The organism is Pseudomonas sp. GCEP-101 (genome assembly GCF_025133575.1).
GTDB lineage: Bacteria > Pseudomonadota > Gammaproteobacteria > Pseudomonadales > Pseudomonadaceae > Pseudomonas > Pseudomonas nitroreducens_B.
On the sequence record NZ_CP104011.1, the window covers coordinates 5,819,906 to 5,843,735 of the forward strand.

20 protein-coding genes are annotated in these 23,830 nt (G+C 65.9%); 12 read left to right on the top strand and 8 right to left on the bottom strand.

The window, feature by feature from the left end; translation table 11 throughout:
• The first annotated feature begins 72 nt into the window (after window positions 1-72).
• Genes N0B71_RS26200 through N0B71_RS26210 form a run of 3 tightly spaced genes read left to right on the top strand, consistent with a single transcriptional unit; the run spans window position 73 to window position 4,171 of the window.
• Complete coding sequence (locus N0B71_RS26200; protein WP_259755916.1) at window positions 73-1,653, top strand: MFS transporter; 1,581 nt, start codon at window positions 73-75, stop codon at window positions 1,651-1,653.
• Window positions 1,654-1,664: 11 nt separating this feature from the next.
• Complete coding sequence (locus N0B71_RS26205) at window positions 1,665-2,732, top strand: HlyD family secretion protein (protein WP_259755917.1); 1,068 nt, start codon at window positions 1,665-1,667, stop codon at window positions 2,730-2,732.
• Window positions 2,729-4,171, top strand: a complete 1,443-nt coding sequence (locus N0B71_RS26210; protein ID WP_259755918.1) for an efflux transporter outer membrane subunit — start codon at window positions 2,729-2,731, stop codon at window positions 4,169-4,171. The genes N0B71_RS26205 and N0B71_RS26210 overlap by 4 nt, the downstream gene beginning before the upstream one ends.
• Before the next feature lie 371 nt (window positions 4,172-4,542).
• On the opposite strand, the gene N0B71_RS26215 is transcribed toward N0B71_RS26210, so the two are convergent.
• Window positions 4,543-5,319, bottom strand: coding sequence for a GntR family transcriptional regulator (locus N0B71_RS26215; RefSeq protein ID WP_259755919.1), 777 nt, complete (start codon window positions 5,317-5,319; stop codon window positions 4,543-4,545).
• Between the two features lie 395 nt (window positions 5,320-5,714).
• On the opposite strand from N0B71_RS26215, the gene N0B71_RS26220 reads away from it, so the two are divergent.
• Window positions 5,715-7,061, top strand: coding sequence for an NCS2 family permease (locus N0B71_RS26220; protein ID WP_259755921.1), 1,347 nt, complete (start codon window positions 5,715-5,717; stop codon window positions 7,059-7,061).
• A gap of 68 nt (window positions 7,062-7,129) precedes the next feature.
• Here the strand turns inward: N0B71_RS26220 and N0B71_RS26225 are convergent, their stop codons facing one another.
• Both N0B71_RS26225 and uraH read right to left on the bottom strand, forming a co-directional pair.
• Window positions 7,130-8,944, bottom strand: a complete 1,815-nt coding sequence (locus tag N0B71_RS26225; protein WP_259755922.1) for an ATP-binding protein — start codon at window positions 8,942-8,944, stop codon at window positions 7,130-7,132.
• Window positions 8,945-9,110: 166 nt separating this feature from the next.
• Entirely contained in the window at window positions 9,111-9,464 is a 354-nt protein-coding gene (gene uraH / locus N0B71_RS26230; RefSeq protein ID WP_259755923.1) for a hydroxyisourate hydrolase, read from the bottom strand.
• 410 nt (window positions 9,465-9,874) lie between these two features.
• On the opposite strand from uraH, the gene puuE reads away from it, so the two are divergent.
• The 5 genes from puuE to N0B71_RS26255 all read left to right on the top strand — a co-directional run bounded on the left by puuE (window position 9,875) and on the right by N0B71_RS26255 (window position 15,210).
• Window positions 9,875-10,810, top strand: a complete 936-nt coding sequence (puuE, locus tag N0B71_RS26235) for an allantoinase PuuE (protein ID WP_259755925.1) — start codon at window positions 9,875-9,877, stop codon at window positions 10,808-10,810.
• On the top strand, window positions 10,807-11,322 hold the full coding sequence (uraD, locus tag N0B71_RS26240; protein WP_259755927.1) for a 2-oxo-4-hydroxy-4-carboxy-5-ureidoimidazoline decarboxylase: 516 nt from the start codon (window positions 10,807-10,809) through the stop codon (window positions 11,320-11,322). The genes puuE and uraD overlap by 4 nt, the downstream gene beginning before the upstream one ends.
• 68 nt (window positions 11,323-11,390) lie before the next feature.
• Window positions 11,391-11,891, top strand: a complete 501-nt coding sequence (locus N0B71_RS26245) for an ureidoglycolate lyase (protein ID WP_259755929.1) — start codon at window positions 11,391-11,393, stop codon at window positions 11,889-11,891.
• A 201-nt stretch (window positions 11,892-12,092) separates the two neighbouring features.
• Entirely contained in the window at window positions 12,093-13,430 is a 1,338-nt protein-coding gene (locus N0B71_RS26250) for a urate hydroxylase PuuD (protein WP_259755930.1), read from the top strand.
• A gap of 433 nt (window positions 13,431-13,863) precedes the next feature.
• On the top strand, window positions 13,864-15,210 hold the full coding sequence (locus tag N0B71_RS26255; protein ID WP_259755931.1) for a nucleobase:cation symporter-2 family protein: 1,347 nt from the start codon (window positions 13,864-13,866) through the stop codon (window positions 15,208-15,210).
• A gap of 428 nt (window positions 15,211-15,638) precedes the next feature.
• On the opposite strand, the gene N0B71_RS26260 is transcribed toward N0B71_RS26255, so the two are convergent.
• Window positions 15,639-17,282: a methyl-accepting chemotaxis protein gene (locus tag N0B71_RS26260; protein ID WP_442964634.1), complete on the bottom strand. Its 1,644-nt coding sequence runs from the start codon at window positions 17,280-17,282 to the stop codon at window positions 15,639-15,641.
• Between the two features lie 64 nt (window positions 17,283-17,346).
• On the bottom strand, window positions 17,347-17,685 hold the full coding sequence (locus N0B71_RS26265; RefSeq protein WP_259755934.1) for a hypothetical protein: 339 nt from the start codon (window positions 17,683-17,685) through the stop codon (window positions 17,347-17,349).
• 168 nt (window positions 17,686-17,853) lie between these two features.
• Between N0B71_RS26265 and N0B71_RS26270 the strand changes: the two genes are divergently transcribed.
• Window positions 17,854-18,624, top strand: a complete 771-nt coding sequence (locus N0B71_RS26270; RefSeq protein WP_259755935.1) for a 2OG-Fe(II) oxygenase — start codon at window positions 17,854-17,856, stop codon at window positions 18,622-18,624.
• Here N0B71_RS26270 and N0B71_RS26275 read toward each other — a convergent pair whose 3' ends face one another.
• Complete coding sequence (locus tag N0B71_RS26275; RefSeq protein WP_259755936.1) at window positions 18,625-19,866, bottom strand: O-antigen ligase family protein; 1,242 nt, start codon at window positions 19,864-19,866, stop codon at window positions 18,625-18,627. It lies immediately after the preceding gene.
• A 203-nt stretch (window positions 19,867-20,069) separates the two neighbouring features.
• Between N0B71_RS26275 and dusA the strand changes: the two genes are divergently transcribed.
• Both dusA and tal read left to right on the top strand, forming a co-directional pair.
• Window positions 20,070-21,062 (top strand): tRNA dihydrouridine(20/20a) synthase DusA, encoded by a 993-nt coding sequence (dusA, locus tag N0B71_RS26280; protein ID WP_259755937.1) that lies wholly within the window; start codon window positions 20,070-20,072, stop codon window positions 21,060-21,062.
• Between the two features lie 62 nt (window positions 21,063-21,124).
• Window positions 21,125-22,045, top strand: a complete 921-nt coding sequence (gene tal, locus N0B71_RS26285; protein WP_259755939.1) for a transaldolase — start codon at window positions 21,125-21,127, stop codon at window positions 22,043-22,045.
• Window positions 22,046-22,111: 66 nt separating this feature from the next.
• Here tal and rssC read toward each other — a convergent pair whose 3' ends face one another.
• Both rssC and rssB read right to left on the bottom strand, forming a co-directional pair.
• Window positions 22,112-22,594 carry an anti-sigma factor antagonist RssC gene (rssC, locus tag N0B71_RS26290; protein WP_259755940.1) on the bottom strand — a complete coding sequence of 161 codons (483 nt, stop codon included), beginning with the start codon at window positions 22,592-22,594 and terminating at the stop codon, window positions 22,112-22,114.
• Window positions 22,591-23,775: a two-component system response regulator RssB gene (rssB, locus tag N0B71_RS26295; RefSeq protein ID WP_259755941.1), complete on the bottom strand. Its 1,185-nt coding sequence runs from the start codon at window positions 23,773-23,775 to the stop codon at window positions 22,591-22,593. The genes rssC and rssB overlap by 4 nt, the downstream gene beginning before the upstream one ends.
• Window positions 23,776-23,830: the final 55 nt, after the last annotated feature.

Sequence of the window (23,830 nt, forward strand, 5' to 3'; positions counted from 1 at the left end):
GTTGATTCCTATGCCTTGCACAGCACCGCCCACCGGCGGCGGCGGCGGCGGCCACCCCCGTGGAGGCCGGCCATGACCGCGCTCGCCCCGCTTTCCGCCACCCAACCACCAGCGGCCAAACCCGCAGCCCCCGCAGCGCAGCCCTTCGGCCTGCGCATCGTGGTCGGCATGCTCGGCGTGCTGCTGGCCTCCCTGAGCGCCGGCCTCAACGAAAAGGTCACGGACCTGGCCATGACCGACGTGCGCGGCGCCTTGTCCATCGGCCACGACGAGGGCACCTGGCTGCTCGCCCTGTATTCGGCGGCGCAGGTAGCGGCCATGGCGTTCGCGCCGTGGTTCTCGGTCACCGTCTCGCTGCGCCGCTTCACCCTCGGCGCCATCGCCTGCTTCGCCCTGCTCGCGCTGCTCTGCCCCTTCGCCCCGAACGTCGAGACGCTGTACCTGCTGCGCCTGTTGCAGGGCTTCGCCGGCGGCTGCATGCCACCGATGCTGATGACCGTGGCGCTGCGCTTCCTGCCGCCGGGCATCAAGCTCTACGGCCTGGGCGCCTACGCGCTGACCGCCACCTTCGCCCCCAACCTGGGCATGCCGCTGGCGGCGCTGTGGACCGAGTTCGTCGGCTGGCAGTGGGTGTTCTGGCAGGTCATCCCGCTCTGCGCGGTGGCACTGGCCGCCGTCGCCTGGGGCATCCCGCAGGACCCGCTGCGCCTGGAACGCCTGAAGCAGTTCGATTACCCGGGCCTCGCCCTCGGCCTGCCGGGCATCCTGATGCTGGTGATCGGCCTGCTGCAGGGTGAGCGCCTGGACTGGTTCGAGTCCGACCTGATCACCGTGCTGGTGCTCGGCGGCGCCGGTCTGCTGGTGGGCTTCTTCATCAACGAATGGACGCACCCGCTGCCCTTCTACCGCCTGGACATCCTCAAGCGGCGCAACTTCACCCACGCGCTGATCACCCTGGCCGGCGTGCTGGTGGTGCTCGGCGCCTGCGCGGGCGTGCCGGCGTCCTACCTGGCCTCGGCCCACGGCTATCGCCCGTTGCAGTCGGCGCCGATGGCGCTGCTGGTGGCGCTGCCTCAGCTGGTCTCGCTGCCGCTGGTGGCCGCGCTGTGCAACATCCCGCGGGTGGATTGCCGCTGGGTGCTGGCCATCGGCATCAGCCTGTGCGGCCTGTCGGCGTTCGGCATGAGCCAGCTGACCAGCGAGTGGACGCGGGAGAACTTCTATTGGCTGCTGGCGCTGCAGATCGTCGGGCAGCCGATGGCCATCGTGCCGCTGCTGATGTCGGCCACCAGCGTGGTCGCGCCCATCGAAGGGCCGTTCGCCTCGGCCTGGTTCAACAGCGTGCGCGGCTTCTCGGCGGTGCTCGGCAGCGCGGTGGTGTCGATCCTGATGACCTGGCGCCAGCACTACCACTCCAACCGCCTGGTCGATCACCTGGGCAACGCCCCGCAAGCCCTCGGCCTGCGCCTGGAACAACTGGGCGGCGCCGAGAACGTCGGTCGCCTGGCCGGCCAGGTGCGCGGCCAGGCCGGCGTGCTCGCCGCTGCCGACACGCTGCTGGCGATGTCCTGGCTGGCCGCCGCGCTGCTCGTGCTGATCCCCCTGATGCCGCTGCGGGTCTATCCGCCGCGGCCCGTCATTCCTCATCAATGAAAGGTCTGCCCATGTCGAAACTGAGCTCCCGTCGCGGCAGTCTGGCCCTGGTCGCCGTGCTGCTTCTCGCCCTCGTCGTCTACCTGCTGCTGCGCCTGCTGGGCCCCAGCCGCGAGCAGAGCACCGACGATGCCTACGTCCACGCCGACTTCACCCTGGTGGCGCCGAAAGTCGCCGGCTTCATCGAGCAGGTGCTGGTGGAGGACAACCAGCCGGTGAAGGCCGGGCAGGTCCTGGCGCGCATCGATGCCCGCGACTATCGCGCCGCGCTGGAAGCCGCCGAAGCCGACGTACTGGCCGCGCAGGCACGTCACCATCACGTTGCCGCCGACCTCGAACGCCAGCAGGCGGTGATTGCCCAGAGCGCCGCCCAGGTGCAGGCCGACCAGGCGGCGCTGACCTTCGCCACGCAGGAACTCAACCGCTACCAACACCTCGCCACCCAGGGCGCCGGCACGCTGCAGAATGCCCAGCAGGCGCGCTCGCGCGTGGACTCGGCGAAGGCCGTGCTGGACAAGGACAAAGCCGCCGCGCTGGCCGCCCGCAAGCAGCTCGACGTACTGCTGGCCCAGCAGGCCGAGGCCCTCGGCGCCCTCAAGCGCGGCCAGGCGCAGTTGCAGCAGGCGCAGCTTAACCTGTCCTACACCGAGATCCGCGCGCCCTTCGACGGCATGGTCGGCCGCCGCGCCGTGCGCGTTGGCGCCTACACCACGCCGGGCACCGCGCTGCTCGCGGTGGTGCCGCTGCAGGATGCCTACGTGGTCGGCAACTTCCAGGAAACCCAGCTGACCGACGTGCAACCCGGACAGCGCGTGGCGATCAGCATCGATACCTTCCCCGGCGAGACGCTGCACGGCCACGTCGACAGCATCGCCCCCGCCACCGGCCTGAGCTTCGCACCCATCGCCCCGGACAACGCCACCGGCAACTTCACCAAGATCGTCCAGCGCATCCCGGTGAAGATTGTCCTCGACGCCGACCAGCCGCTGCGCGACAGGTTGCGGGTGGGCATGTCGGTCATCGCCCGCATCGACACCGGCAAGCACGCCGAGGCCCCGCAGACGGTGGCCGCGCAATGACCGCCGCCCGCACTCCGCTGCTGCTTGCCTTGCTGGCGCTGGGCGCCTGCAGCGTCGGCCCGGACTTCCAGCGCCCGCAGGATGCCGACGCGGTGCACTGGTCCGCCCAGCGCGGCGACGCGCCAAGCCGCACGCTCGATGCGCCACTGGAGGCGCAGTGGTGGACGCTGCTGGGCGATGCGCAGCTGGACGACCTGCAACGCCGCGTCGCGGCCGCCAACCTGGACCTGCGCGAAGCCGACGCGCGCCTGCAGCAGAGCCGGGCGATCCGCCAGGCGCTGGGCGGTGATGCCGTGCCCAACGTCAGCGCGAACCTGGGCTACCAGCGCAAGCGCAACAGCCAGGTCGGGCTGAACGACCCGTCCGGCAAGGCGGGCAAGGACAGCTTCAACCAGCTCGACGGCGGCGTCGAGCTGTCCTGGGAACTGGACTTCTGGGGCCGCGTGCGCCGCGAACTGGAGGCGGCCGACGCCAACGTCCGCGTGAGCGAGGAAAGCCGCCGCGACGTGCTGGTGTCGGTACTCGCCGAGACCGCGCGCACCTACCTGCAACTGCGCGCCGAACAGGACCTGGAAGCGATCATCCGCGGCAACCTGGAGATCGCCCGGCGCAGCCTGGAATTGACCCGCCTGCGCCGCGCCGATGGCGTGGCCACCGAACTGGACGTGGCCGAGGCCCTGACCCAGGTCGCCAGCATCGAGGCGCGCCTGCCCGATAGCCAGAAGCGCCAGGCACGACTGATCAACGCCCTGGGCTACCTGCTCGGCGAAGCGCCTGGCGCGCTGCAAGCCGAACTGGCCCAGGCCAGACCGGTGCCCCAACCGCCCCGCGGCGTGCCGGTCGGCCTGCCCTCGGAGCTGGCCCAGCGCCGCCCGGACATACGCCGCGCCGAAGCGGCGCTGCACGCCGCCACCGCCAGCATCGGCGTGGCCAAGGCGGACTTCTACCCGCGCATCAGCCTGAACGGCAACCTCGGCTTCCAGGCGCTGCAACTGTCGAACTTCGGCGACTGGAACAGCCGCACCTTCGGCATCGGCCCGAGCCTGTCGCTGCCGATCTTCGAGGGTGGCCAGCTGAAGGGCATGCTGGCCCTGCGCGAGGCGCAGCAGCAGGAGGCAGCCCTCGCCTACCGCCGCACCGTGCTCAACGCCTGGCGCGAGGTGGACGACGCGCTCACCGACTACGCCGCCGACCAGCGTCGCCTGGCGAGCCTCGATACCGCCGCCGAACACGGCCGCACCGCCCTGGCCAACGCCCGCGAGCAATACAAGGCCGGCGCCGTGGATTTTCTCAACGTGCTCAGCGCCCAGCGCGAACTGCTCGCCACCGAGGAACAGCAGGTGCGCGGCCGCGAGGCCGTGGCGACCACGCTGGTGCTGCTCTACCGGTCGCTCGGCGGGGGCTGGCAGCAAGACCGGGAAACCGCGCAGAACCTGTAGGAGTGCCCTCTGGGCGCGATCGCGGGCATGGCCCGCTCCTACAGGGAAACGCCGTCGTTCGGCTGTAGGAGCGGACTCCGTCCGCGATGGCGTCAGGCGCGATGCGGGCGTTTGCAGATCAGGCTCGCTTCCAGAGCGGCGCGGCCTCGGTTTCGCGAGCAAGCTCGCTCCTACGAAGAGCAACGCGGCACACGCGGGAGTCTCAGCTGGCACCACCTGTAGGAGCGAGCTTGCTCGCGAACCCACGTCTCGCCGGAACCCAAGGCGCGTCGGCGGCCAAGGGCCAGGGCTTCCTGCGCTGCCCTGCAAAGCGCTACCCGTGCAACCACGAAAAAAGCCCCGCACTGCGGGGCTTTTTTCCAGCTCGGCGATCAGGCCGCGGAGTCGGCGTCGGCCTTGCTGCGGCGCGGTTTCTTCTTGCCGGCCAGCAGGTGCGAGAACACCGCGTGCAGGTCGCCGGAGGCGCCGTCCACGTCCAGGTTCAGCTTGTCGTCGATGTGCGCCATGTGGTGCATCATCAGGGTCACGGCCTTTTCCTTGTCGCCCTTCTCGATGGCGTCGAGGATCTCGTTGTGCTCGTCGAACGAGCAGTGCGAGCGGCCGCCACTTTCATACTGGGCGATGATCAGCGAGGTCTGCGATACCAGGCTGCGCTGGAAGCTCACCAGCGGCGCATTCTTCGCCATTTCGGCGAGCTTGAGGTGGAACTCCCCGGAGAGGCGGATGCCGGCGCCACGGTCGCCACGGGCAAAACTGGACTGCTCCTGCTTCACCATGTCGCGCAGTTCGGCCAGGGCATCGCCGCTGGCGTTGTCCACGGCCAGCTCGGTGATGGCGCGCTCGACGGTGCGGCGGGCGAAGAGAATCTGCCGCGCTTCGTCGATGCTCGGGCTGGCGACCACCGCGCCACGGTTCGGGCGCAGCAGCACGACCTGCTCGTGGGCCAGGCGCGAGAGGGCACGACGGATGATGGTGCGGCTGACGCCGAAGATTTCGCCGAGGGCTTCTTCGCTCAGCTTGGTGCCGGGCGCCAGGCGCTGCTCGAGGATGGCGTCAAAGATGTGCGCGTAGACGATCTCGTCCTGCGTGCCGCTGCGGGTCTTGCCATTGCGCGGCTGCTTCCTGATCTGTTGCAACTGGTCGGTCATCGGAGTCGAACCCTGCTCAGCCGGCGGGAACCGGCGCGAAATCCGTGGGGGCTTGGGTGGAGCTGGCCGCGGGCCAGGCATGGGGCACAGTGTACACAAAGTGGCCACTATCGTGCAGCCGTCGCGCGCGACTCGCCATCGGCGCCAATGCCGCGCGGTGACGGAACATGGCGACAATCAGCCTGCGACCATTCCGATGCTTTGCTTGTAAAAATCTTTCAGCAGGGCACGAAACATTATTTGAAGTTTTTGTACACAACTGCATAATCGCGGCGTGACTTCCTGACCCAAAGGTCAACATTCACACCCTCACAACTCTTTCCGTTAGCGCAAGGGACGCAGGTGAACCAGCCGACGGCGAGAGACCAACAACAAGAGCGTTGAGGAGTACCGCTGTGGAAAGCACCAAACAAGAACAACAAGCCTTTGCAACCAGCCCCCCCGCCACCGGCCTGCTCGAACGCGTGTTCAAGCTCAGCCAGCATGGCACCACCGTGAAGACCGAGCTCGCCGCGGGTCTCACGACCTTCATCACCATGGCGTACATCATCTTCGTCAACCCCAACATCATGGCGGATGCCGGCATCGACCACGGCGCCGCCTTCGTCGCCACGTGCCTCGCCGCAGCGCTGGGCTGCTTCCTGATGGGCCTGTACGCCAACTGGCCGGTGGGCCTGGCGCCGGGCATGGGCCTCAACGCCTTCTTCACCTACACCGTGGTCAAGACCATGAACTACAGCTGGGAGATCGCGCTGGGCGCGGTGTTCATCTCCGGCATCGCCTTCATGATCCTGACCTTCTCGCGCGTGCGCGAATGGCTGCTCAACAGCATCCCGGTCAGCCTGCGCTTCGCCATGGGCGCCGGCGTCGGCCTGTTCCTCGGGTTGATCGGCCTGAAGACCGCCGGCATCGTGGTCGCCAGCCCCGCCACCCTGGTCCACCTGGGCGACCTGACCAGCCCCGGCCCGCTGCTCGCCGCCGTCTGCTTCCTGATGATCGCCGTCCTGGAATACCGCCGCGTGTTCGGCGGCATCCTGATCAGCATCCTCACCGTCACCGTGGCCGGCATCGCACTGGGCATCGTCAAGTTCGGCGGGGTGTTCTCCATGCCGCCGAGCCTGGCGCCGACCTTCCTGGCCATGGACATCGCCGGCGCGTTCAACGTGACCATGATCAGCGTGATCCTGGCCTTCCTCTTCGTGCACATGTTCGACACCGCCGGCACCCTGATGGGCGTCGCCCAGCGCGCGCACCTGGTGCGCGAGGACGGCCGCATCGAGAACCTGTCCAAGGCGATGAAGGCCGACAGCACCTCCAGCGCCTTCGGCGCGGTGCTCGGCGTGCCGCCGGTGACCAGCTACGTGGAAAGCGCCGCGGGCGTTGCCGCCGGTGGTCGTACCGGGCTGACCGCCGTCACCGTGGGCGTGCTGTTCGTCGCGGCGATGTTCTTCGCCCCGCTGGCCGGCATGATCCCCGCCTACGCCACCGCGGGCGCGCTGATCTACGTCGCCATGCTGATGATGGGCGGCATGGCCCACATCGACTGGGACGAGCACACCGAGACCATCCCGGCCATCGTCACGGTGATCATGATGCCGCTGACCTTCTCGGTCGCCGATGGCATCGCCCTGGGCTTCGTGACCTACGTGGCGATGAAGGTCTTCACCGGCCGCCACAAGGACGTGACCGTCAGCCTGTACGCGCTGTGCGCGATCTTCGTCGCCAAGTTCATCTTCCTTTAAAGCCATCAACGAACGAGCCCCGGCACAGGCCGGGGCTCGTTCGTTTCGCTGGTGCGCTCGGCGCCGCCTCAGGACTCCGGCGCGGACGACCAGTTCTCGGCGGTAGTGAAGGTCAGCGTCACCCGCACCTCGGTGCCGCTGCCCGGCTCGCCGAGCACCTCGATCCGCCCGTCCATCATCTCCACCAGGCTCTTGCTCAGCGCCAGGCCGAGCCCGGTGCCGCCACGCAGGATCAGTTCGCTGTCGATGTGCTGGGAGAACGGCTCGAAGACGCGCTGGCGCTCATCGGCTTCGATGCCGATGCCGGTATCGATGACTTCCAGTTGCACGTCGACGATGCCTTCGCTGCGCCCGCGCGCGATCAACCGGACCAGGATGCCGCCGTGATCGGTGAACTTGAGGGCGTTGCTCAACAGGTTGCTGAGGATCTGCCGCAGGCGCGTCGGGTCGGCCCAGACCAGCGTCTGCCAGGCCTGGTCGAAGTCCGTGTCCAGCCGCAGGCCCTTCGCCTGGGCGCGCTCCTGGATGGCGACGACCTGTTCCTTGACCAGCGCCACCAGGTCGACCGCCTCCTGCGCCAGCACCAGTCGGCCGGACTCCGCGCGGCCCAGGGACTGCACGTCATCCAGCAGGGCGAGCAGGTTGTCGGCGACCGAGCGCGCGACCTGCAGCGGTTCCTGGCGGGACTTCTGCTCGGACTGGTTGAGCGCCAGGTCGATCATCGCGACCATCGACTGAATCGGCCCCTGCAACTCCGAGGCGATGCCGGCCAGGAACTGGCTCTTGCTGCGACTCACGCTCTGCACCCGGGCATTGGCCCCGCGCAGCGAGCGCAGCAGCTCGTCGCGGTCGGTGATGTCCACCGAACCGGAGATGGCGCCGATCAGCGTGCCCTGCTCGTCCGTGTAGGGATGGGTCCAGTGGCGAATGACCATGCGCCCCTGGTTGGACATGAACTCCAGATCGTCTTCGTACGCCTCGCCCTTGCTGACCCGCTCGAGGAAACGCTCGCGCAGATACTCCACTTCATGGTGATTGGGCAGCAGCAGGTCGTTGGTGTATTTGCCGACGACCTCTTCGAGCGGCAGGCCGAGCATCTCCAGGGCGGAGCGGTTGCCGTACACCAGCCGCGCCTGCAGGTCGCGAATGGTGATGGGATGCGGGATGGCATCGATCACCTTGCGCAGCAGGCCCAGCTCGCGGGATTGCTCGGCGTCGAATGCCGGGGCCGGCTCCTCGTGCTCCTCCTTCACCCCGCCCTCGACCAGGCCGTGGCGCCGGCCGATGTCCACCAGTTCCACCAGGGACTTGGCCCGCAGCTTCTGCATCAGGCGCACCTTGTAGGTGCTCACGGTCTTGTCGCTGATCGCCAGTTGATCGGCGATGGCGATGTTGCTCAGGCCGCGCGCCAACAACTGCAGCACCGACAGCTCGCGCACCGACAAGCCGCGCAGCAGTTCGCCATGCCCGACCTCCTCGGCCGCCGCGACGCTGCCCAGCGCGTGACTGGGAAAATAACTGTGGCCCTGGGTGATGGCGCGGACGGCCTCGCGCACGGCCTGGGGGTTCTCCTGCTTGCTGACGAACCCGGCGGCGCCGGCGGCCAGGCAGCGGCCGGCAAAGTATTCCGAATCCTGCGAGGTGAGCACCAGCACCTTCACCGGAGAATCCTGGGCCACCAGGCGCTGCAACACCTCCAGGCCGCCCAGGCGGGGAATGGACAGTTCGAGGATCATCAGGTCCGGCTTGCAGGCGCGTACCTGCTGCAACGCATCGGGGCCGTTGTCCGCTTCGCCGACCACCTCGTGATGGTCCGCCTCCATCATCAGCCGCAAGGCGTGACGGGTGACCGGTTGTTCGTCGACGATAAGAATCCTGCTCATACCACTCCTCGAAACGGATTTTTCCCTCACTCCTTCTAGCCCAATTCCACCCTTCTCGCCTGTGATTCCTAAGCATTTCCCTGAACGACGGGCAAAAAAAAGCCCGCAGTGTGGGCGGGCCGAGGAAGACTCCACGAAGAGTCCGGGAAGAACCTATGGGCGGGGACTAGCTGCCGCGATAGGTGGAATAGCTGTAGGGGGAGATCAGCAGCGGCACGTGGTAGTGGTCGCTTTCCGAGGCGATGCCGAAGCGCAGCACGACCTGGTCGAGGAAGGCCGGCTGGGGCAGCTCGACGCCACGGGCGCGGTAGTAGTCGCCAGCGTTGAACAGCAGCTGGTAAACGCCGGCGCGGAAGTCGTCGCCCTGCAGCAGCGGCTCGTCGCAGCGGCCGTCGTCATTGGTCACGCGGGTGGCGATCAGCTCCAGTTGCTGGCCTTCGACGCGGTACAGCTCGACGGTGATGCCATGGCCGGGGCAACCGTGGGCGGAATCCAGTACGTGGGTGGTCAGGCGTCCCATGGGCTTAACGGTGTCCTGCGGCGGAGCCGGCCGACACCTTCCTCCTCTGTCTTGTTGATACGAATGGGCGGGCGGCCATCGAGGCCGCCCGCGGATGCGTTTGGTGTCTGCGAATATACCCAGCAGTGCGGACGATTGTATACAAAAAACTGATTCAGCTCTGCAAAAAGCCTCTGCCGCCCGCCTTGCTCCGAGGCTGCCCGATGGCGCGAAAAGGCCCGCCACAAGGTATGGATGCTGGAGATGTTGGGCATCCGCAGCCCGTCGAGCGCTGACGAACGGAATGAAACGACCGTTGCGCGGATTGTATTTACAGACCGCCTGACATTTTGTATACAATGCACCCATCAACGGCAGCGCACAGTCCACCGACCCGGCGCCGACCGCCAACCACAAGAAGGAACACTGCAGTGAGCGCTGATTACCCACGCGACCTGATCGGTTACGGCAACAACATCCCCCACCCGCACTGGCCCAACGATGCCCGCATCGCCCTGTCCTTCGTCCTCAACTACGAAGAAGGCGGCGAGCGCAACATCCTCCATGGCGACGCCGAATCCGAAGCCTTCCTCTCCGAGATGGTGGCCGCGCAGCCGCTCAAGGGCGAGCGCAACATGTGCATGGAGTCGCTGTACGAATACGGCAGCCGCGCCGGCGTGTGGCGCCTGCTCAAGCTGTTCAAGAAGTACGACCTGCCGCTGACCGTGTTCGCCGTGGCCATGGCCGCCCAGCGCCACCCCGAAGCGATCCGCCAGATGGTCGCCGACGGCCACGAGATCTGCAGCCACGGCTACCGCTGGATCGACTACCAGTACATGGACGAAGCGCAGGAGCGCGAGCACATGCTCGAGGCCGTGCGCATCCTCACCGAGCTGACCGGCCAGCGTCCGCAGGGCTGGTACACCGGCCGCCTGGGCCCCAATACCCGCCGCATCGTCCGCGAGGACGGCAACTTCCTCTACGACTCCGACACCTACGACGACGACCTGCCCTATTGGGACCCGGCCAGCACCGCCGAGAAGCCGCACCTGGTGATCCCCTACACCCTGGACACCAACGACATGCGCTTCACCCAGGTGCAGGGCTTCAACAAGGGCGACGACTTCTTCGAATACCTCAAGGACGCCTTCGACGTGCTCTACGCCGAGGGCGCCGAGGGCGCGCCGAAGATGCTGTCCATCGGCATGCACTGCCGCCTGCTGGGCCGTCCGGCGCGTATGGCCTCGCTGGAGCGTTTCATCCAGTACGTTAAGGGTCACGAGAAGGTGTGGATCACCCGCCGCGTCGACATCGCCCGGCACTGGTACGAGCACCACCCGTTCAAAGCGCAGGAGAACAAGGCATGAGCCGCTTCCAGACCCTGACCCCGGCCAGCCTCGACCGCGCCGCTTTCGTCGCCGCCTTCGCCGACATCTACGAGCACTCGCCGTGGGTCGCCGAGAAGGCCTATGACCTGGGCGTCGACGACACCCTGAACGACATCGAGCGGCTGCAGCAGCGCATGGCCGACATCCTCCTGTCCGCCAGCCGCGAAGCCCAGCTGGCGCTGATCAACGCGCACCCGGACCTCGCCGGCAAGGCCGCGGTGCGTGGCGAGCTGACGGCCTCCAGCACCGCCGAACAGGCCGGCGCCGGCATCCAGGACTGCACCGCCGAGGAGTTCGCCCGCTTCACCCAGCTCAACGACGCCTACAAGGCCAAGTTCGGCTTCCCCTTCATCAAGGCGGTGAAGGGCAGCAACCGCCATCAGATCCTGGCGGCGTTCGAAGAACGCATCCACAACACGCCGGAGCAGGAGTTCCAGACCGCCCTGGCGGAGATCAACAAGATCGCGATGTTCCGCCTGCAGCAGCTCTGAGCGAGCGGACCTTCACTCCCTTCTCCACGAAGGGGACCCAAGCGAACAACGATATAAGAAGACCAGCCATGCGTACCCTGAAGATCGAGCCGTTGACCAAGGAAGCCTTCGCACCGTTCGGTGATGTCATCGAGACCGAAGGCAGCGATTTCTTCATGATCAACAACGGCTCCACCCGCCGTTATCACAAGCTCGCCACCGTCGAAACGGCGCAGCCCGATGACAAGGCGATCATCAGCATCTTCAGCGCCGAGTCCCTGGAGATGCCCTTGCGCATCCGCATGCTGGAACGCCATCCGCTGGGCAGCCAGGCGTTCATACCGCTGCTCGGCAACCCCTTTCTGATCGTGGTCGCGCCACTTGGCGATGTACCTGTATCGGGCCTCGTCCGCGCTTTCCTGTCCAACGGCAAGCAGGGCGTCAATTACCACCGCGGCGTCTGGCACCACCCGGTGCTGACGATCGAAAAGCGGGATGACTTCCTGGTGGTCGATCGCAGCGGTTCTGGCAACAACTGCGACGAGCATTTCTTCACCGAGGACGAACAGCTCCTCCTCGACCCCCAATGAGGTTCCGACTGAGCGTCGTCGAGTGACGATGAGGCAAGGCGAAAGGCGGCGAGGCAAGCGCAGTTTACGCTTGTAAATAAGCACTCCGAGCCGGCTTTCAACGCAGCAGCATCACCACGAAGACACGCGCAGGTGGAAACTGAACTAATAAGAGAGGCCCGCGCATTGCGACGGCAAAGTCCGGGCAAGAGGTAAAAAACTGTGGAAGCACATCTCATCGAATGGCTGAACCTGCTGGTCCGCTGGATCCACATGATCGTGGGTATTGCGTGGATCGGCGCCTCGTTCTACTTCGTCTGGCTGGAAAACAACCTCAACCGCGTCAACCCGCGCGAGGGGCTTTCCGGTGACCTCTGGGCGATCCACGGTGGCGGTATCTACCACCTGGAGAAGTACAAGCTCGCCCCGCCGAAAATGCCGGACAACCTGCACTGGTTCAAATGGGAGGCCTACTCGACCTGGCTGTCGGGTGTCTGCCTGCTGACCATCGTGTTCTACCTGAACCCGACCCTGTACCTGATCGCCCCGGGCAGCGACCTGGCACCGGCGGCCGCCGTGGCCATCGGCATCGGCTCGCTGATCGCCGGCTGGTTCGTCTACAGCACGCTGTGCGACTCCCCGCTGGGCAAGACCCCTGCCCTGCTCGGCGCCATCCTGTTCGGCCTGCTGGTCCTCGCCGCCTACCTGCTCAGCCAGGTGTTCAGCGGTCGCGGTGCGTACCTGCACGTGGGCGCCATCATCGGCACTATCATGGTGGGCAACGTATTCCGCGTGATCATGCCGGCCCAGCGTGCGCTGGTGAAGGCCATCGAGGAAAACCGCGAGCCCGACCCGGTGCTGCCGGCCAAGGGCCTGCTGCGTTCGCGCCACAACAACTACTTCACCCTGCCGGTGCTGTTCATCATGATCAGCAACCACTTCCCGAGCACCTACGGCAGCCACTACAACTGGCTGATCCTGGCGTGCATCGCGGCGCTGGCGGTGATCGTGCGTCACTACTTCAACACCCGTCACGAAGGCAACGGCATGGCCTGGGCCCTGCCCGCCGGCGCCGTCGGCATGATCGCCCTGGCCTTCGTCACCGGCCCGAACTGGCCGAGCAGCGACGCCTCCTCCAGCACCGCGCAGGCCCAGAAGGTCGAGTACCAGCCGCTGCCGGAAACCGCCATCGGCGGCAAGACCCCGGCCGAGCGCGCCAAGGACGAGGAAGCCGCCAAGGCCGCCGCCGCGCAGCAGGCGCAGGCCGCCCCGGCCCAGGCGTCCGCCGCGGGTTCGGGTGAAGGCTTCGACAAGGTCCACCACGTCATCCAGGAACGCTGCGCCGTGTGCCACTCGGCCAAACCGACCAGCAACCTGTTCAGCACCGCGCCGGCCGGCGTGATGTTCGACACCCCGCAGCAGATCCAGCAGCTCGCCCCGCGCATCCAGGCGCAGGCCGTGGCCTCGCAGGTGATGCCGCTGGGCAACATTACGCAGATGACCCCGGATGAGCGAAAGCTCATCGGCGACTGGATCGCCAAGGGCGCCCAGGTTAATTGAGCCTGCGGCACGGCCAGAAAAACCGCACCTTCGGGTGCGGTTTTTTTATGCCCGTGCGATACCGGATCTGTAGGAGCGAGCTTGCTCGCGAACAAACCATCAGCGCCCGCCGGATCGATCGGGTATCGCCCGGTTCGCGAGCAAGCTCGCTCCTACGAAAAGCGCGCTAAACAAAAAATGTAGTCCTCTCGACCAATGGCTACAGAAACACCGAAGCCAGGAAACACGCGGCGCAGAGCGCTGCAGCACTACGAAGACAAAACATGACCGGGCAGTTGTATACAAAAATCGATTGAACGTAATACACATCGCGTTTATAAAGTCCCGCACCGCTTCACCCGCTCGGCCCCGGGGGTGAGATCGGCCAGTACTTCCCGGTTGTCGTGCCCATCCGGCAACCAGCGACTGACAACAATAAAAACCGAGGTGTTGCATGTCCGTGGTAACTGAGCGCTCCACTACCGGCTCGCCCGTCGACCAGCGTTTGCCCTTGCTGCAGCTGCTGCTGGTCGGCTTCCAGCACGTTCTCCTGATGTACGGCGGTGCCGTCGCCGTCCCGCTGATCGTCGGCCAGGCCGCCGGCCTGTCCCGCGAGGAAATCGCCTTCCTGATCAACGCCGACCTGCTGGTCGCCGGCATCGCCACGCTGGTGCAGTCGCTGGGCATCGGCCCGGTGGGCATCCGCATGCCGGTGATGATGGGCGCCAGCTTCGCCGCGGTCGGCAGCATGGTCGCCATGGCCGGGATGCCCGGCGTGGGCATGACCGGCATCTTCGGCGCGACCATCGCCGCAGGCTTCTTCGGCATGCTCATCGCGCCGTTCATGAGCCGCATCGTGCGCTTCTTCCCACCGCTGGTGACCGGCACCGTGATCACCTCCATCGGCATGTGCCTGTTCCCGGTGGCGATCAACTGGGCTGGCGGCGGCAAGGCAGCGGCCAACTTCGGCGCCATCGAATACCTCGCCCTGTCGTCCTTCGTGCTGGCGGTGATCCTGCTGATCAACCGCTTCCTCAAGGGCTTCTGGGTCAACGTCTCGGTGCTGATCGGCATGCTGCTGGGCTACATCATCGGCGCCAGCATGGGCATGGTCAGCCTGGACGGCATCGAGCAGCGTCCGTGGTTCGACGTGGTGACCCCGCTGCACTTCGGCGCGCCGGAATTCCACCTCGCGCCGGTGCTGTCCATGTGCCTGGTGGTGGTGATCATCTTCGTCGAGTCCACCGGCATGTTCCTCGCCCTGGGCAAGATCACCGACACCGAGATCTGCCCCAACCGCCTGCGCCGCGGCCTGCTGTGCGATGCCAGCGCCTCGTTCGTCGCCGGCTTCATGAACACCTTCACCCACTCCTCGTTCGCCCAGAACATCGGCCTGGTGCAGATGACCGGCGTGCGCAGCCGCTACGTCACCGCCGCCGCTGCGCTGTTCCTGATCGCCCTGTCGCTGCTGCCCAAGGCTGCCTTCCTGGTCGCCTCGATTCCGCCGGCGGTACTCGGCGGCGCCGGCATCGCCATGTTCGGCATGGTCGCCGCCAGCGGCATCCGCATCCTCCATGAGGCGGACATCGTCGACCGCCGCAACCAGCTGCTGGTGGCGGTGAGCATCGGCATGGGCATGGTGCCGGTGGTGCGTCCGGACTTCTTCGCCGCCCTGCCCCAGTGGATGGAGCCGATCACCCACAGCGGCATCGCGATGACCGCGATCTGGGCCGTGGTGCTGAACATCCTGTTCAACATCCTCGGCGAGCATGGCCGCGACGCCCTCTGCGGGCATCACTGAGCCCCTTTCGCGGGCGCCTCCCGGACGCCCGCACCCCAGCCGCGTACACTCCTTCGCGGCTTTTTTTATTTTTGCAGCGCTTGGTAGCGAATCGCCCCTGGCGCCGCGGTGCCAACCGGATGCCATCGCGGACGAAGTCCGCTCCTACGAAAAGGGATGCACCGTCGCTCCCTGTAGGAGCGGGCCATGCCCGCGATCGGCGTCCGAAGGATGCCCTAGGGCGCATAACCTGAAAAGGTTATCCGCCAACACCCGCACGGCGGATAACGCTGGCGCGTTATGCGCCCTACGTTCTGGGGCTCCCCTCTCCCCGCGCTGGCTGCGCGGGGAGAGGGAAATCCAAAGCACGAACTATCAGAAGAAGACAGTTGCTCCTACGCCGCCCGCAGTAGCGACATCGACCGGCAGCGCCAGGCCCCACCGGGGACTCAGGCTTCCGGCCGGTAGCCCAGGCGCAGGCCGCCCCACTGGCGGCCACGCACATAGATCGGCACCGAGAGGTCGTGCATCAGCTCGCCGGTATCGCGGCAATAGGTCTGCAGCAGCATCGGCTGGTTGTGGCTACCGCAGCGCACCCCGGTGCGGTCATTGAACAGCCGCTTGCTGCGGCTCTTGAGCATGTCCACCTGCAGGTCGCCCGACGGCGGGTGGCTGAACGCCTGGTTGTGCGTCGGCACGTAGCCCTCGGCAGTGCAGGCGATGGCGAACACCAGCCCTTCATGGCGCTGCAGCAGGTCTTCCTGGATGCGCGGCAGCACCTCGTCGGTGTAGCGATCGAAGCGCGTGCGGTACTTCTGCGGGCGGGTGCCGGGCATCGGCTGGTAGTCACGGTCGAACAGGTCGTCGAAGCCGATCCGTCCGCTTTCCACATCCGCCTCGAACTTCGCGCCAATGGCCTGGGCGCCAGCGCGGGCAAGGTCATAGGCACGCTGGTGGTAATCGTCCAGCGCCACCTCGGCCAAGCGCTCGCTGATGGTTTCCGCCTGGCTTTCCAACTGCATCGCCGCGTCGGCCAGGCGGTGGGTCTGTTCGTCGCTGGCGCGCAGGTCGCCGCGCACCTGTTCCACCGCCGCGAACAGGCTATCCAGCTGGTTGCGGTTGATCTCCGCCCCCTCGGCAATCTCGGTGATCTGGGTTTCCACCGTTGCGGCGAGACCGGCGATGTCCTGCAACTGGCGTCCGGTGCTCTCCACCTGGCTGACGCCCAGGCCCAGCTCATCGGTGAGCTGGCGGATCTGCTCCACCACCTCGCCGGTCTGGCGCTGGATATCCTCGACCATCTGCCCGACCTCGTCGGTGGCCTCGGCGGTGCGCCCGGCCAGGCCGCGCACTTCCTCGGCCACCACGGCGAAGCCGCGGCCATGCTCGCCAGCCCGCGCCGCCTCGATGGCCGCGTTGAGCGCCAGCAGGTTGGTCTGGCTGGCGATGGATTGGATGACCTGGGTAACGCGCTGGATATCCTCGCTGCGCGCATTCAGCGTCTCGATCAGCGCGCGGCTGGCGCTGGCACGCTGGCTGAGCTGATGCATGCGCTGGATCGCCGCCTGCAGCTCGCCACGCCCGGCATCGCTGCCGGCGCGCGCCAGGGTCGCGGCCTCCTTCGCCTGCCGCGCCAGATTCGAGGTGGCGCGCTCGGTGTGGATCATCACCTCCGCGCTGCCGACGATCTGCTCGGCCGCCACCACCTGGGACTCGAGCTTCTCCACCAGGCGTTGCACCGAATAGGACACCCCGGCGGCGGACAACGCATTGCGGCTGGTGCCCTGGGACAGCTCGCGGGTCAACTCGGCGACATCCGGCAATACCGCCAGCGCACCGGCCGGCGCGGTCTTTTCAGGGATGAACCACGGCCCCCAGAGCAGCAGCGCGGCAAGCAGCAGGCACAGCGACAACGGCCAACCGCCCAGCGCCTGGGCGATGAACAGCAGCACCAGGCCGCAAGTCTGCAAGGTAAGGATGAGGACGATACGCGGACGCGCGATATCCATGGCGGCAGCTCTCTTCTGGCGGGCCCTACCGCTGCGCAGCGCGGGCGCGCTGCCGGGGAGCCCGATTATTCTTGTCAGAGCCATTAGGCCGCCTGCTTCAGCCGGCGGCTATCGTCCCTTAGTGGTAGACGAGACGCTGCTTGAGTCGCTACAGACAGCTGCGCGCGGCGAGCGTGATCGCATCGTCCGCCGCCGGCGCGTCGCGACGATACAGCGCCACCGCGCTGCCCTTGTCCGCCGCCGTCGTTTCCAGCAGCACCTGCGCGGCATCCCCCGACGCGGCCGGCAGCAGAAGCCGGTAGCCGAAGCGGATCTCCGTCACGCTTGCGCCGGGCCGGATCGCCTGCCACTTGGGCAGCAGGCAGGTCATGTACACCGACGGCGACGTGCCGCTTTCCAGCCGCAGCGCCGGCGCCTCCTCTTTCAGCAGGCCTGGAGAAGTACATCCGGCCAGCACCGCACCCAGCAGAGTCACGCGCAGCTTCATCAGCTGATTCCTATCTGGAAAGAGTGGCTGAGCGTAGCACGCAGCCCCGTTTCAGGCGGTCTGGATATGGACCGAAAACATTTGTAACAACTACACTACACGGGATGGCGGAGTGCCATTCCCCGGAATGGAATCCGCACTTCTCAAACTGCATCCAAGGCCATCTTCATGTCGCTTTTTCTCGACGACCGCATGCTGCGCGACTTCGCCACGGAAGACTTCACGCTCCAGCAGCCGTTTCCATGGTTTTCCTTCCAGGACGTCCTGCGGCCGGAAGCCTTCCAGGCCCTGTACGACAACTTCCCGAGCCTGGTGATGTTCGAAAAGCACAACGGGATCCAGCGCGCATATGGGCAGCGGCCCCACAATCGCTACTACCTGGCATTTGAGCAGTCCATCTACAACGATCGCGCGGCCGGCAGCGAGGGCGTGGTTGCACTGAGCGACCTACCAGTGGTCTGGCAGCAGTTCATGCTGGAGCTGCAGGGCAATTCCGAATATGCCGCCTTCGCCAAGCGCATGCTCGGAGTAGAAGACTTCGTCGTGCGCTTTGCCTGGCATGTCGGCGTTGCCGGCTCGGAGGTATCGCCGCACCGCGACAGCCATACCAAGCTGGGCACGCACATCTTCTACTTCAATACCTCGGCGGACTGGCAGCCGGAATGGGGCGGCTCGATCCTGGTGCTCAAGGACAAGCAGGTGCCGCAGGACAACCCCGAGCTGACTGACTTCGCGCAAGCGATCGGCTGCGATATCCGCGACAACCGCAGCTTCCTGTTCAAGAACACCGAGAACGCCTGGCACGGTGTAGAAAAGCTGACCTGTCCCGAAGGCCACTATCGCCGACTGTTCAACGTCGTCTTCGAACCGCGCAAGCGCGCCGACGAGGTCCGCCCCAGCAAACCCAGCGGCTGGCGCCGGCTGTTCCGCGCCGCCTGATCAGGCGGGACGCGCATCCAGCGAGGAAATCATCGGCGCCTTGCGAGGCGCCCGGTACTCGCGGGAGGCAGCCCCCAGGGCGCCGGCGAGCGGGAGCCAGAGCCACATCCAGACCACATTGGGTGCGGCGATGAAGAAATGCATTTCCACCATGAAAACGATCGTCGACGCCGCCAGCACCGAGAACCACAGCGGGGCCATGGTCGCGCGGCTGCGCAGGAGCGTCCACAGGCTGGCCAGCAGCATGACCAGTAGCGACGCCAGGCCCACCGCACCGAACTGGTACAGCACCTCCAGATAAAGGCTGTGCGGGTTGTGCACCACCTGGCCGGTACTGAGCACCACATCGCCCAGATCGGTGTGCGCGCCGTGGCCGAACCACCAATGCTCACCTACCCGCTCGATGACCGTCCGCCAGACCTCATCCCGATGGGTCAGCCCCCTGGAACCGAACTCGTAGGCCAACTGGCGATACCCCCCCACCGCCGCCACAAGCCCTCCTAGCCCGAGCAGCCCCAGCGCCGCCTTGCGTACGCGGCCATGGGTAGCCACCAGCACCAGTACTACGGCGCCGATCAGGGCAGCCATCCAGGCCGCTCGCGAGAAAGTGAAGTAAATGTAGAGGCCTTGCGACAACGCACAGAGACTCCATAGGCCAGCTGCCGGCCAGCGGCGGCTGCGCATGGCCAGCCAAAGCGAGACGATGAAGCTGAATGCGTAGTTCATGCCGGCTTCAATGGTAATGCCGAAGTCCGCCACGCCCGGTACGCCCGAGTCATGGATGTTCATGGTCCGGTAGGCGAAGGAAAACTCGCCGAGCTGAGCCTTGTGCACCAGCGAGAACAGGGCAAAGCCGGCACCCGCAATGGCCCCGATACCCAGCACGACGCGCCAGAAACGGCCGTCCTGGCCGCCCATGCCAATCACTACCAGGCTGAACAGCAGGATCATCAACAGTTGGCGCATCGAACTGGACGAGTTCGCTGCCAAGGCATTGGCCAGCAACCCCAGCCAGAACAGACCAAATAACAGAGCCAACACCGACACCCAGCGAGCGCGCTCGCGAATCAGCGCGACCGAACAGGCCAGAACGGACAGGACCGTCATCAACCTCAGCGTCTTTTCCCAATTGCCCGAATCGGTGGGCCACCAGAACCGCCCGATCAATAGGCTCACCAGCAAAATGCCAGTGAGGACGACACCTACTACCTTCAATCCCGGTGCAATTCGTTGGATCTGCATAACGTGTGCAAGGCTCGATCAGACTGACGCGGCACTATACACGGTGCCTGTAATCTGCTGAAACAATTGACCGATGATCCCGCCTGACGGCCGGCATTCGGCGTGCAGGTCCGTCCAGCGGAAGGTAAACTATCGCCCCTTTCTCGCGACCCACTTCCGAACGCCCAGCCGGCGGGGAGTTGGGCCCTCAAGTTGACGATGCCATGAACGACCAGCTTCCGCGCCCCGAGCCCTCCCGCCGCTTCTCCGTGGCGCCGATGATGGATTGGACTGACAGGCACTGCAGATTTTTCCTGCGGCAACTGTCCAGTCACGCCCTGCTCTACACGGAAATGGTCACCACCGGCGCCCTGCTGCACGGCGACGCCGCGCGTTTTCTGCGTCATGACGAGTGCGAGCACCCGCTAGCCCTGCAACTGGGCGGCAGCAACCCGGCGGACCTGGCAGCCGCGGCGAAGATGGCCGAGCAGGCGGGCTACGACGAGGTGAACCTGAACGTCGGCTGCCCCAGCGACCGCGTGCAGAACAACATGATTGGCGCCTGCCTGATGGGCCATCCGGCCCTGGTAGCGGATTGCGTGAAGGCCATGCGCGACGCCGTGTCGATCCCGGTGACGGTCAAGCACCGCATCGGCATCAACGGTCGCGACAGCTACGAGGAACTCTGCGATTTCGTCGGCCAGGTGCGCGACGCCGGCTGCCGCAGCTTCACCGTGCACGCCCGGATCGCCATCCTCGAAGGCCTGTCGCCCAAGGAAAACCGCGAGATACCGCCGTTGCGCTACGACATCGCCGCGCAGCTCAAGCGCGACTTCCCGACGCTGGAGATCGTCCTCAACGGCGGCATCAAGACCCTGGAGGAGTGCCGCGAGCACCTGAAGGTGTTCGACGGCGTGATGCTCGGCCGCGAGGCGTACCACAACCCTTACCTGCTGGCCCAGGTGGACGCCGCGCTGTATGGCTCGCAGGCGCCCGCCATCACCCGCGCCGAAGCCCTGGCGCGGATGCGCCCGTACATCGAGCGGCACATCGCCGAGGGCGGCGCGATGCACCATGTGACCCGCCACGTGCTCGGCCTGGCTCAGGGATTCCCGGGGGCGCGACGCTTCCGCCAGTTGCTCTCGGTGGACGTTCACAAGACCCAGGATTCCCTGGGGCTGCTCGATCAAGCGGGAGAACTTCTCGCCGGTCATTGAGTCCCGTTGAGTGGCGCATCGGCCTCGGGTAAGGTCGATGCACTTTCCACGGAAGACGCGCCATGACCTCCAAGCTCGAGCAACTCAAGCAGTACACCACGGTTGTCGCCGATACCGGCGATTTCGACGCCATTGCCCGCCTGAAGCCGGTGGATGCCACCACCAACCCGTCGCTGTTGCTGAAGGCCGCCGCCCTGCCCCGCTATACCGAGCACCTGGCTCGCGCCACCGAAGGCGCGCAGGGTGATGCGGGCCTGGCGTGCGACCGTTTCGCCGTCGCCGTGGGCAAGGACATCCTGGGCGTCATTCCGGGGCGCATTTCCACCGAAGTGGATGCCCGCCTTTCCTTCGACACCCAAGCCACCCTGCAACGCGCCCACCGCCTGATCGAGCTGTACGACCAGCAGGGCATCGGCCGCGACCGCGTGCTGATCAAGATCGCCTCCACCTGGGAAGGCATCCGCGCCGCCGAGCAACTGGAGCGCGAAGGCATCCAGACCAACCTGACCCTGCTGTTCTCCTTCGCCCAGGCCGCGGCCTGCGCGGACGCTGGCGTATTCCTGATCTCGCCCTTCGTCGGGCGCATCTACGACTGGTACAAGAAGGCCAACAACCGCGACTACGTGGGCGCGGAAGATCCCGGCGTGCAGTCCGTCTCGCGGATCTACCGCTACTACAAGGCCAACGGCTACGAAACCGTGGTGATGGGCGCCAGCTTCCGCAACCTGGGCCAGATCGAGCAGCTGGCCGGCTGCGACCGCCTGACCATCAGTCCGGACCTGCTGCAACAGCTGGCTGACGCCGACGGCGAACTGCCGCGCGTGCTGCAGCCCGGTGGCGGCGAAGCGCGTCAGGTGCTGGATGAAAGCGCCTTCCGCTGGCAGATGAACGAAGACGCCATGGGCACCGAGAAGCTGGCCGAGGGCATCCGCCTGTTCGCTCGCGACCAGGAGAAGCTCGAGGCCCTGCTCGCGAGCCGCTGAAAAACAGCGGACGAGCCAATGCAAACCGGCGCCCCAGGGCGCCGGTTTGCATTGTGGCTCATCGAATCAGTGGCGCTCGAGCGCACTCACCAGGTCGTGGAAGGCCTCGCGGTTGGTCTCGTTCAGGCCCATCAGGATACGGTGGGCTTCGAGCACCTTGCCGCGCACCACCTCCTCGGACTGGTCCTGGGGAGGCAGATCGGTCAGGCAATCCGAGCACGGAACGGGGTGATCGACGATGTTGAACACCTGATCGAAGCCCATCGACTGCAGCAGCCGGGTGATGTCCGCGTTGGTGGTGACCAGCGTGGGCAACAGACCGATCTTCTGCCGCGACAGAATCGACAACTTCGCCAGGAGGCCCAGCGTGGTGCTGTCGATGCTCTGGGTTTCCGTGAGATCGATGATGATCGCCGAGAAATTCAACGCGGCGAAGATTTTTTCAATGGTGGCATCCAGCGCCGAACACAGGGTCAGTCGGACTTCGCCCACGAACTTCAGGACAAATGAGCCATCCTGCTCGGCGAACTGGATTTTACCGGTACTCATGCAAGGTTCCTGCTCAACACCAGCAAGGCAATATCATCCGGCATCTCGGACAACTTGGCCAGTCCGAAGACTTGACGCAGGCCATCCAGGGTTCCGCCGGCGGCGACGACCTGCTCGGGCAGGGCCGTTTCCTTTTCCTTCAGCGTAGCTCCCGGCAGCACATCGAGAATGCCGTCCGAGAACAGGGAAAGACTGAAGGACTTGGGTAGATCAAGGACATGATCGTCGTAGGTCGCTTCGTCGAACAGCCCTACCGGCAGGCCGCGGCCTTCCAGGTAGCGGGCTTCGCCGTTGACGTAGAGCACCGGCAACGGCAGGTGACCGCCGATGCTGTAGGTCAGACGATCGGTTTCCAGGTCGATCACGCCCCCGAGCATGGTCACGTGCTTGCCCAGGTTGCAGTTGATCAGCCCACGGTTGATGTGACCGAGGACGTCCGACGGCTTGAATTCCGGCAAGCGGTCGTTGCGCTTGGATTCGTACAGCAGCCGCGTGGTCATGAACTTCAGCAGCACCGTGACGAAGGCCGACGAGGCGCCGTGGCCGGACACATCGGCGAGGTAGAAGCCGATACGCCGGGCATCCACACGGAAGTAATCGACGAAGTCACCCGAGAGGTACAGCGACGGGATGATCTGGTGCGAGAACACCAGCCCTTCGGATTCCCACGGCGTCTCCGGCAGCATGTTCATCTGCACCTGGCGACCGGCGTTCTGGTCTTCCTGGAGCAGATTCAGGCTGGCCTGCAGCTCGCGGTTGGCGGTTTCCAGCTTCTCGCGGTAGCGGCGGTTCTCCGAGCGCAGGTAGGCGCGATCCAGGGCACGGCGGACCGAGTGTTCCAGGACGGCGAGGTCTTCCAGCGGCTTGATCAGGTAGTCGGCGGCGCCCAGGCGCAAGGCCTCGACGGCGTCGCTCATGACACCGGCACCGGAAAGCACGATCACCGGGGTCTCCACCGCCATCTCGCTGACCCGACGGATCAGCTCGAGGCCGTCCATCTGCGGCATGCGCAGATCGCAGATCACCAGATCGGGAAGTTCGTGCTCGAAGACTTTCAGGCCTTCCAGGCCGTTGGTGGCCTGAGTGACCTTAAATCCGCTGTCTTCCAGGTAGGCGGCGAGGCTTTCGCGGACGACGTCGTCGTCATCGATAATCAGCAGCGAGGCACTGGCTTTGTGCATGGGTCATCCAGGCAAACGGCGCCGGGGTTGTGGTGTGGCGCTCATTCTAGGGAAC

Bases quoted from the DNA above. Each gene is read 5' to 3' on its own strand.
- N0B71_RS26200 (WP_259755916.1), top strand. From the start codon at position 73: ATGACCGCGCTCGCCCCGCTTTCCGCCACCCAACCACCAGCGGCCAAA.
- N0B71_RS26205 (WP_259755917.1), top strand. From the start codon at position 1,665: ATGTCGAAACTGAGCTCCCGTCGCGGCAGTCTGGCCCTGGTCGCCGTG.
- N0B71_RS26210 (WP_259755918.1), top strand. From the start codon at position 2,729: ATGACCGCCGCCCGCACTCCGCTGCTGCTTGCCTTGCTGGCGCTGGGC.
- N0B71_RS26215 (WP_259755919.1), bottom strand. From the start codon at position 5,319: ATGACCGACCAGTTGCAACAGATCAGGAAGCAGCCGCGCAATGGCAAG.
- N0B71_RS26225 (WP_259755922.1), bottom strand. From the start codon at position 8,944: ATGAGCAGGATTCTTATCGTCGACGAACAACCGGTCACCCGTCACGCC.
- uraH (WP_259755923.1), bottom strand. From the start codon at position 9,464: ATGGGACGCCTGACCACCCACGTACTGGATTCCGCCCACGGTTGCCCC.
- uraD (WP_259755927.1), top strand. From the start codon at position 10,807: ATGAGCCGCTTCCAGACCCTGACCCCGGCCAGCCTCGACCGCGCCGCT.
- N0B71_RS26245 (WP_259755929.1), top strand. From the start codon at position 11,391: ATGCGTACCCTGAAGATCGAGCCGTTGACCAAGGAAGCCTTCGCACCG.
- N0B71_RS26255 (WP_259755931.1), top strand. From the start codon at position 13,864: ATGTCCGTGGTAACTGAGCGCTCCACTACCGGCTCGCCCGTCGACCAG.
- N0B71_RS26260 (WP_442964634.1), bottom strand. From the start codon at position 17,282: ATGGCTCTGACAAGAATAATCGGGCTCCCCGGCAGCGCGCCCGCGCTG.
- N0B71_RS26265 (WP_259755934.1), bottom strand. From the start codon at position 17,685: ATGAAGCTGCGCGTGACTCTGCTGGGTGCGGTGCTGGCCGGATGTACT.
- N0B71_RS26270 (WP_259755935.1), top strand. From the start codon at position 17,854: ATGTCGCTTTTTCTCGACGACCGCATGCTGCGCGACTTCGCCACGGAA.
- N0B71_RS26275 (WP_259755936.1), bottom strand. From the start codon at position 19,866: ATGCAGATCCAACGAATTGCACCGGGATTGAAGGTAGTAGGTGTCGTC.
- dusA (WP_259755937.1), top strand. From the start codon at position 20,070: ATGAACGACCAGCTTCCGCGCCCCGAGCCCTCCCGCCGCTTCTCCGTG.
- tal (WP_259755939.1), top strand. From the start codon at position 21,125: ATGACCTCCAAGCTCGAGCAACTCAAGCAGTACACCACGGTTGTCGCC.
- rssC (WP_259755940.1), bottom strand. From the start codon at position 22,594: ATGAGTACCGGTAAAATCCAGTTCGCCGAGCAGGATGGCTCATTTGTC.
- rssB (WP_259755941.1), bottom strand. From the start codon at position 23,775: ATGCACAAAGCCAGTGCCTCGCTGCTGATTATCGATGACGACGACGTC.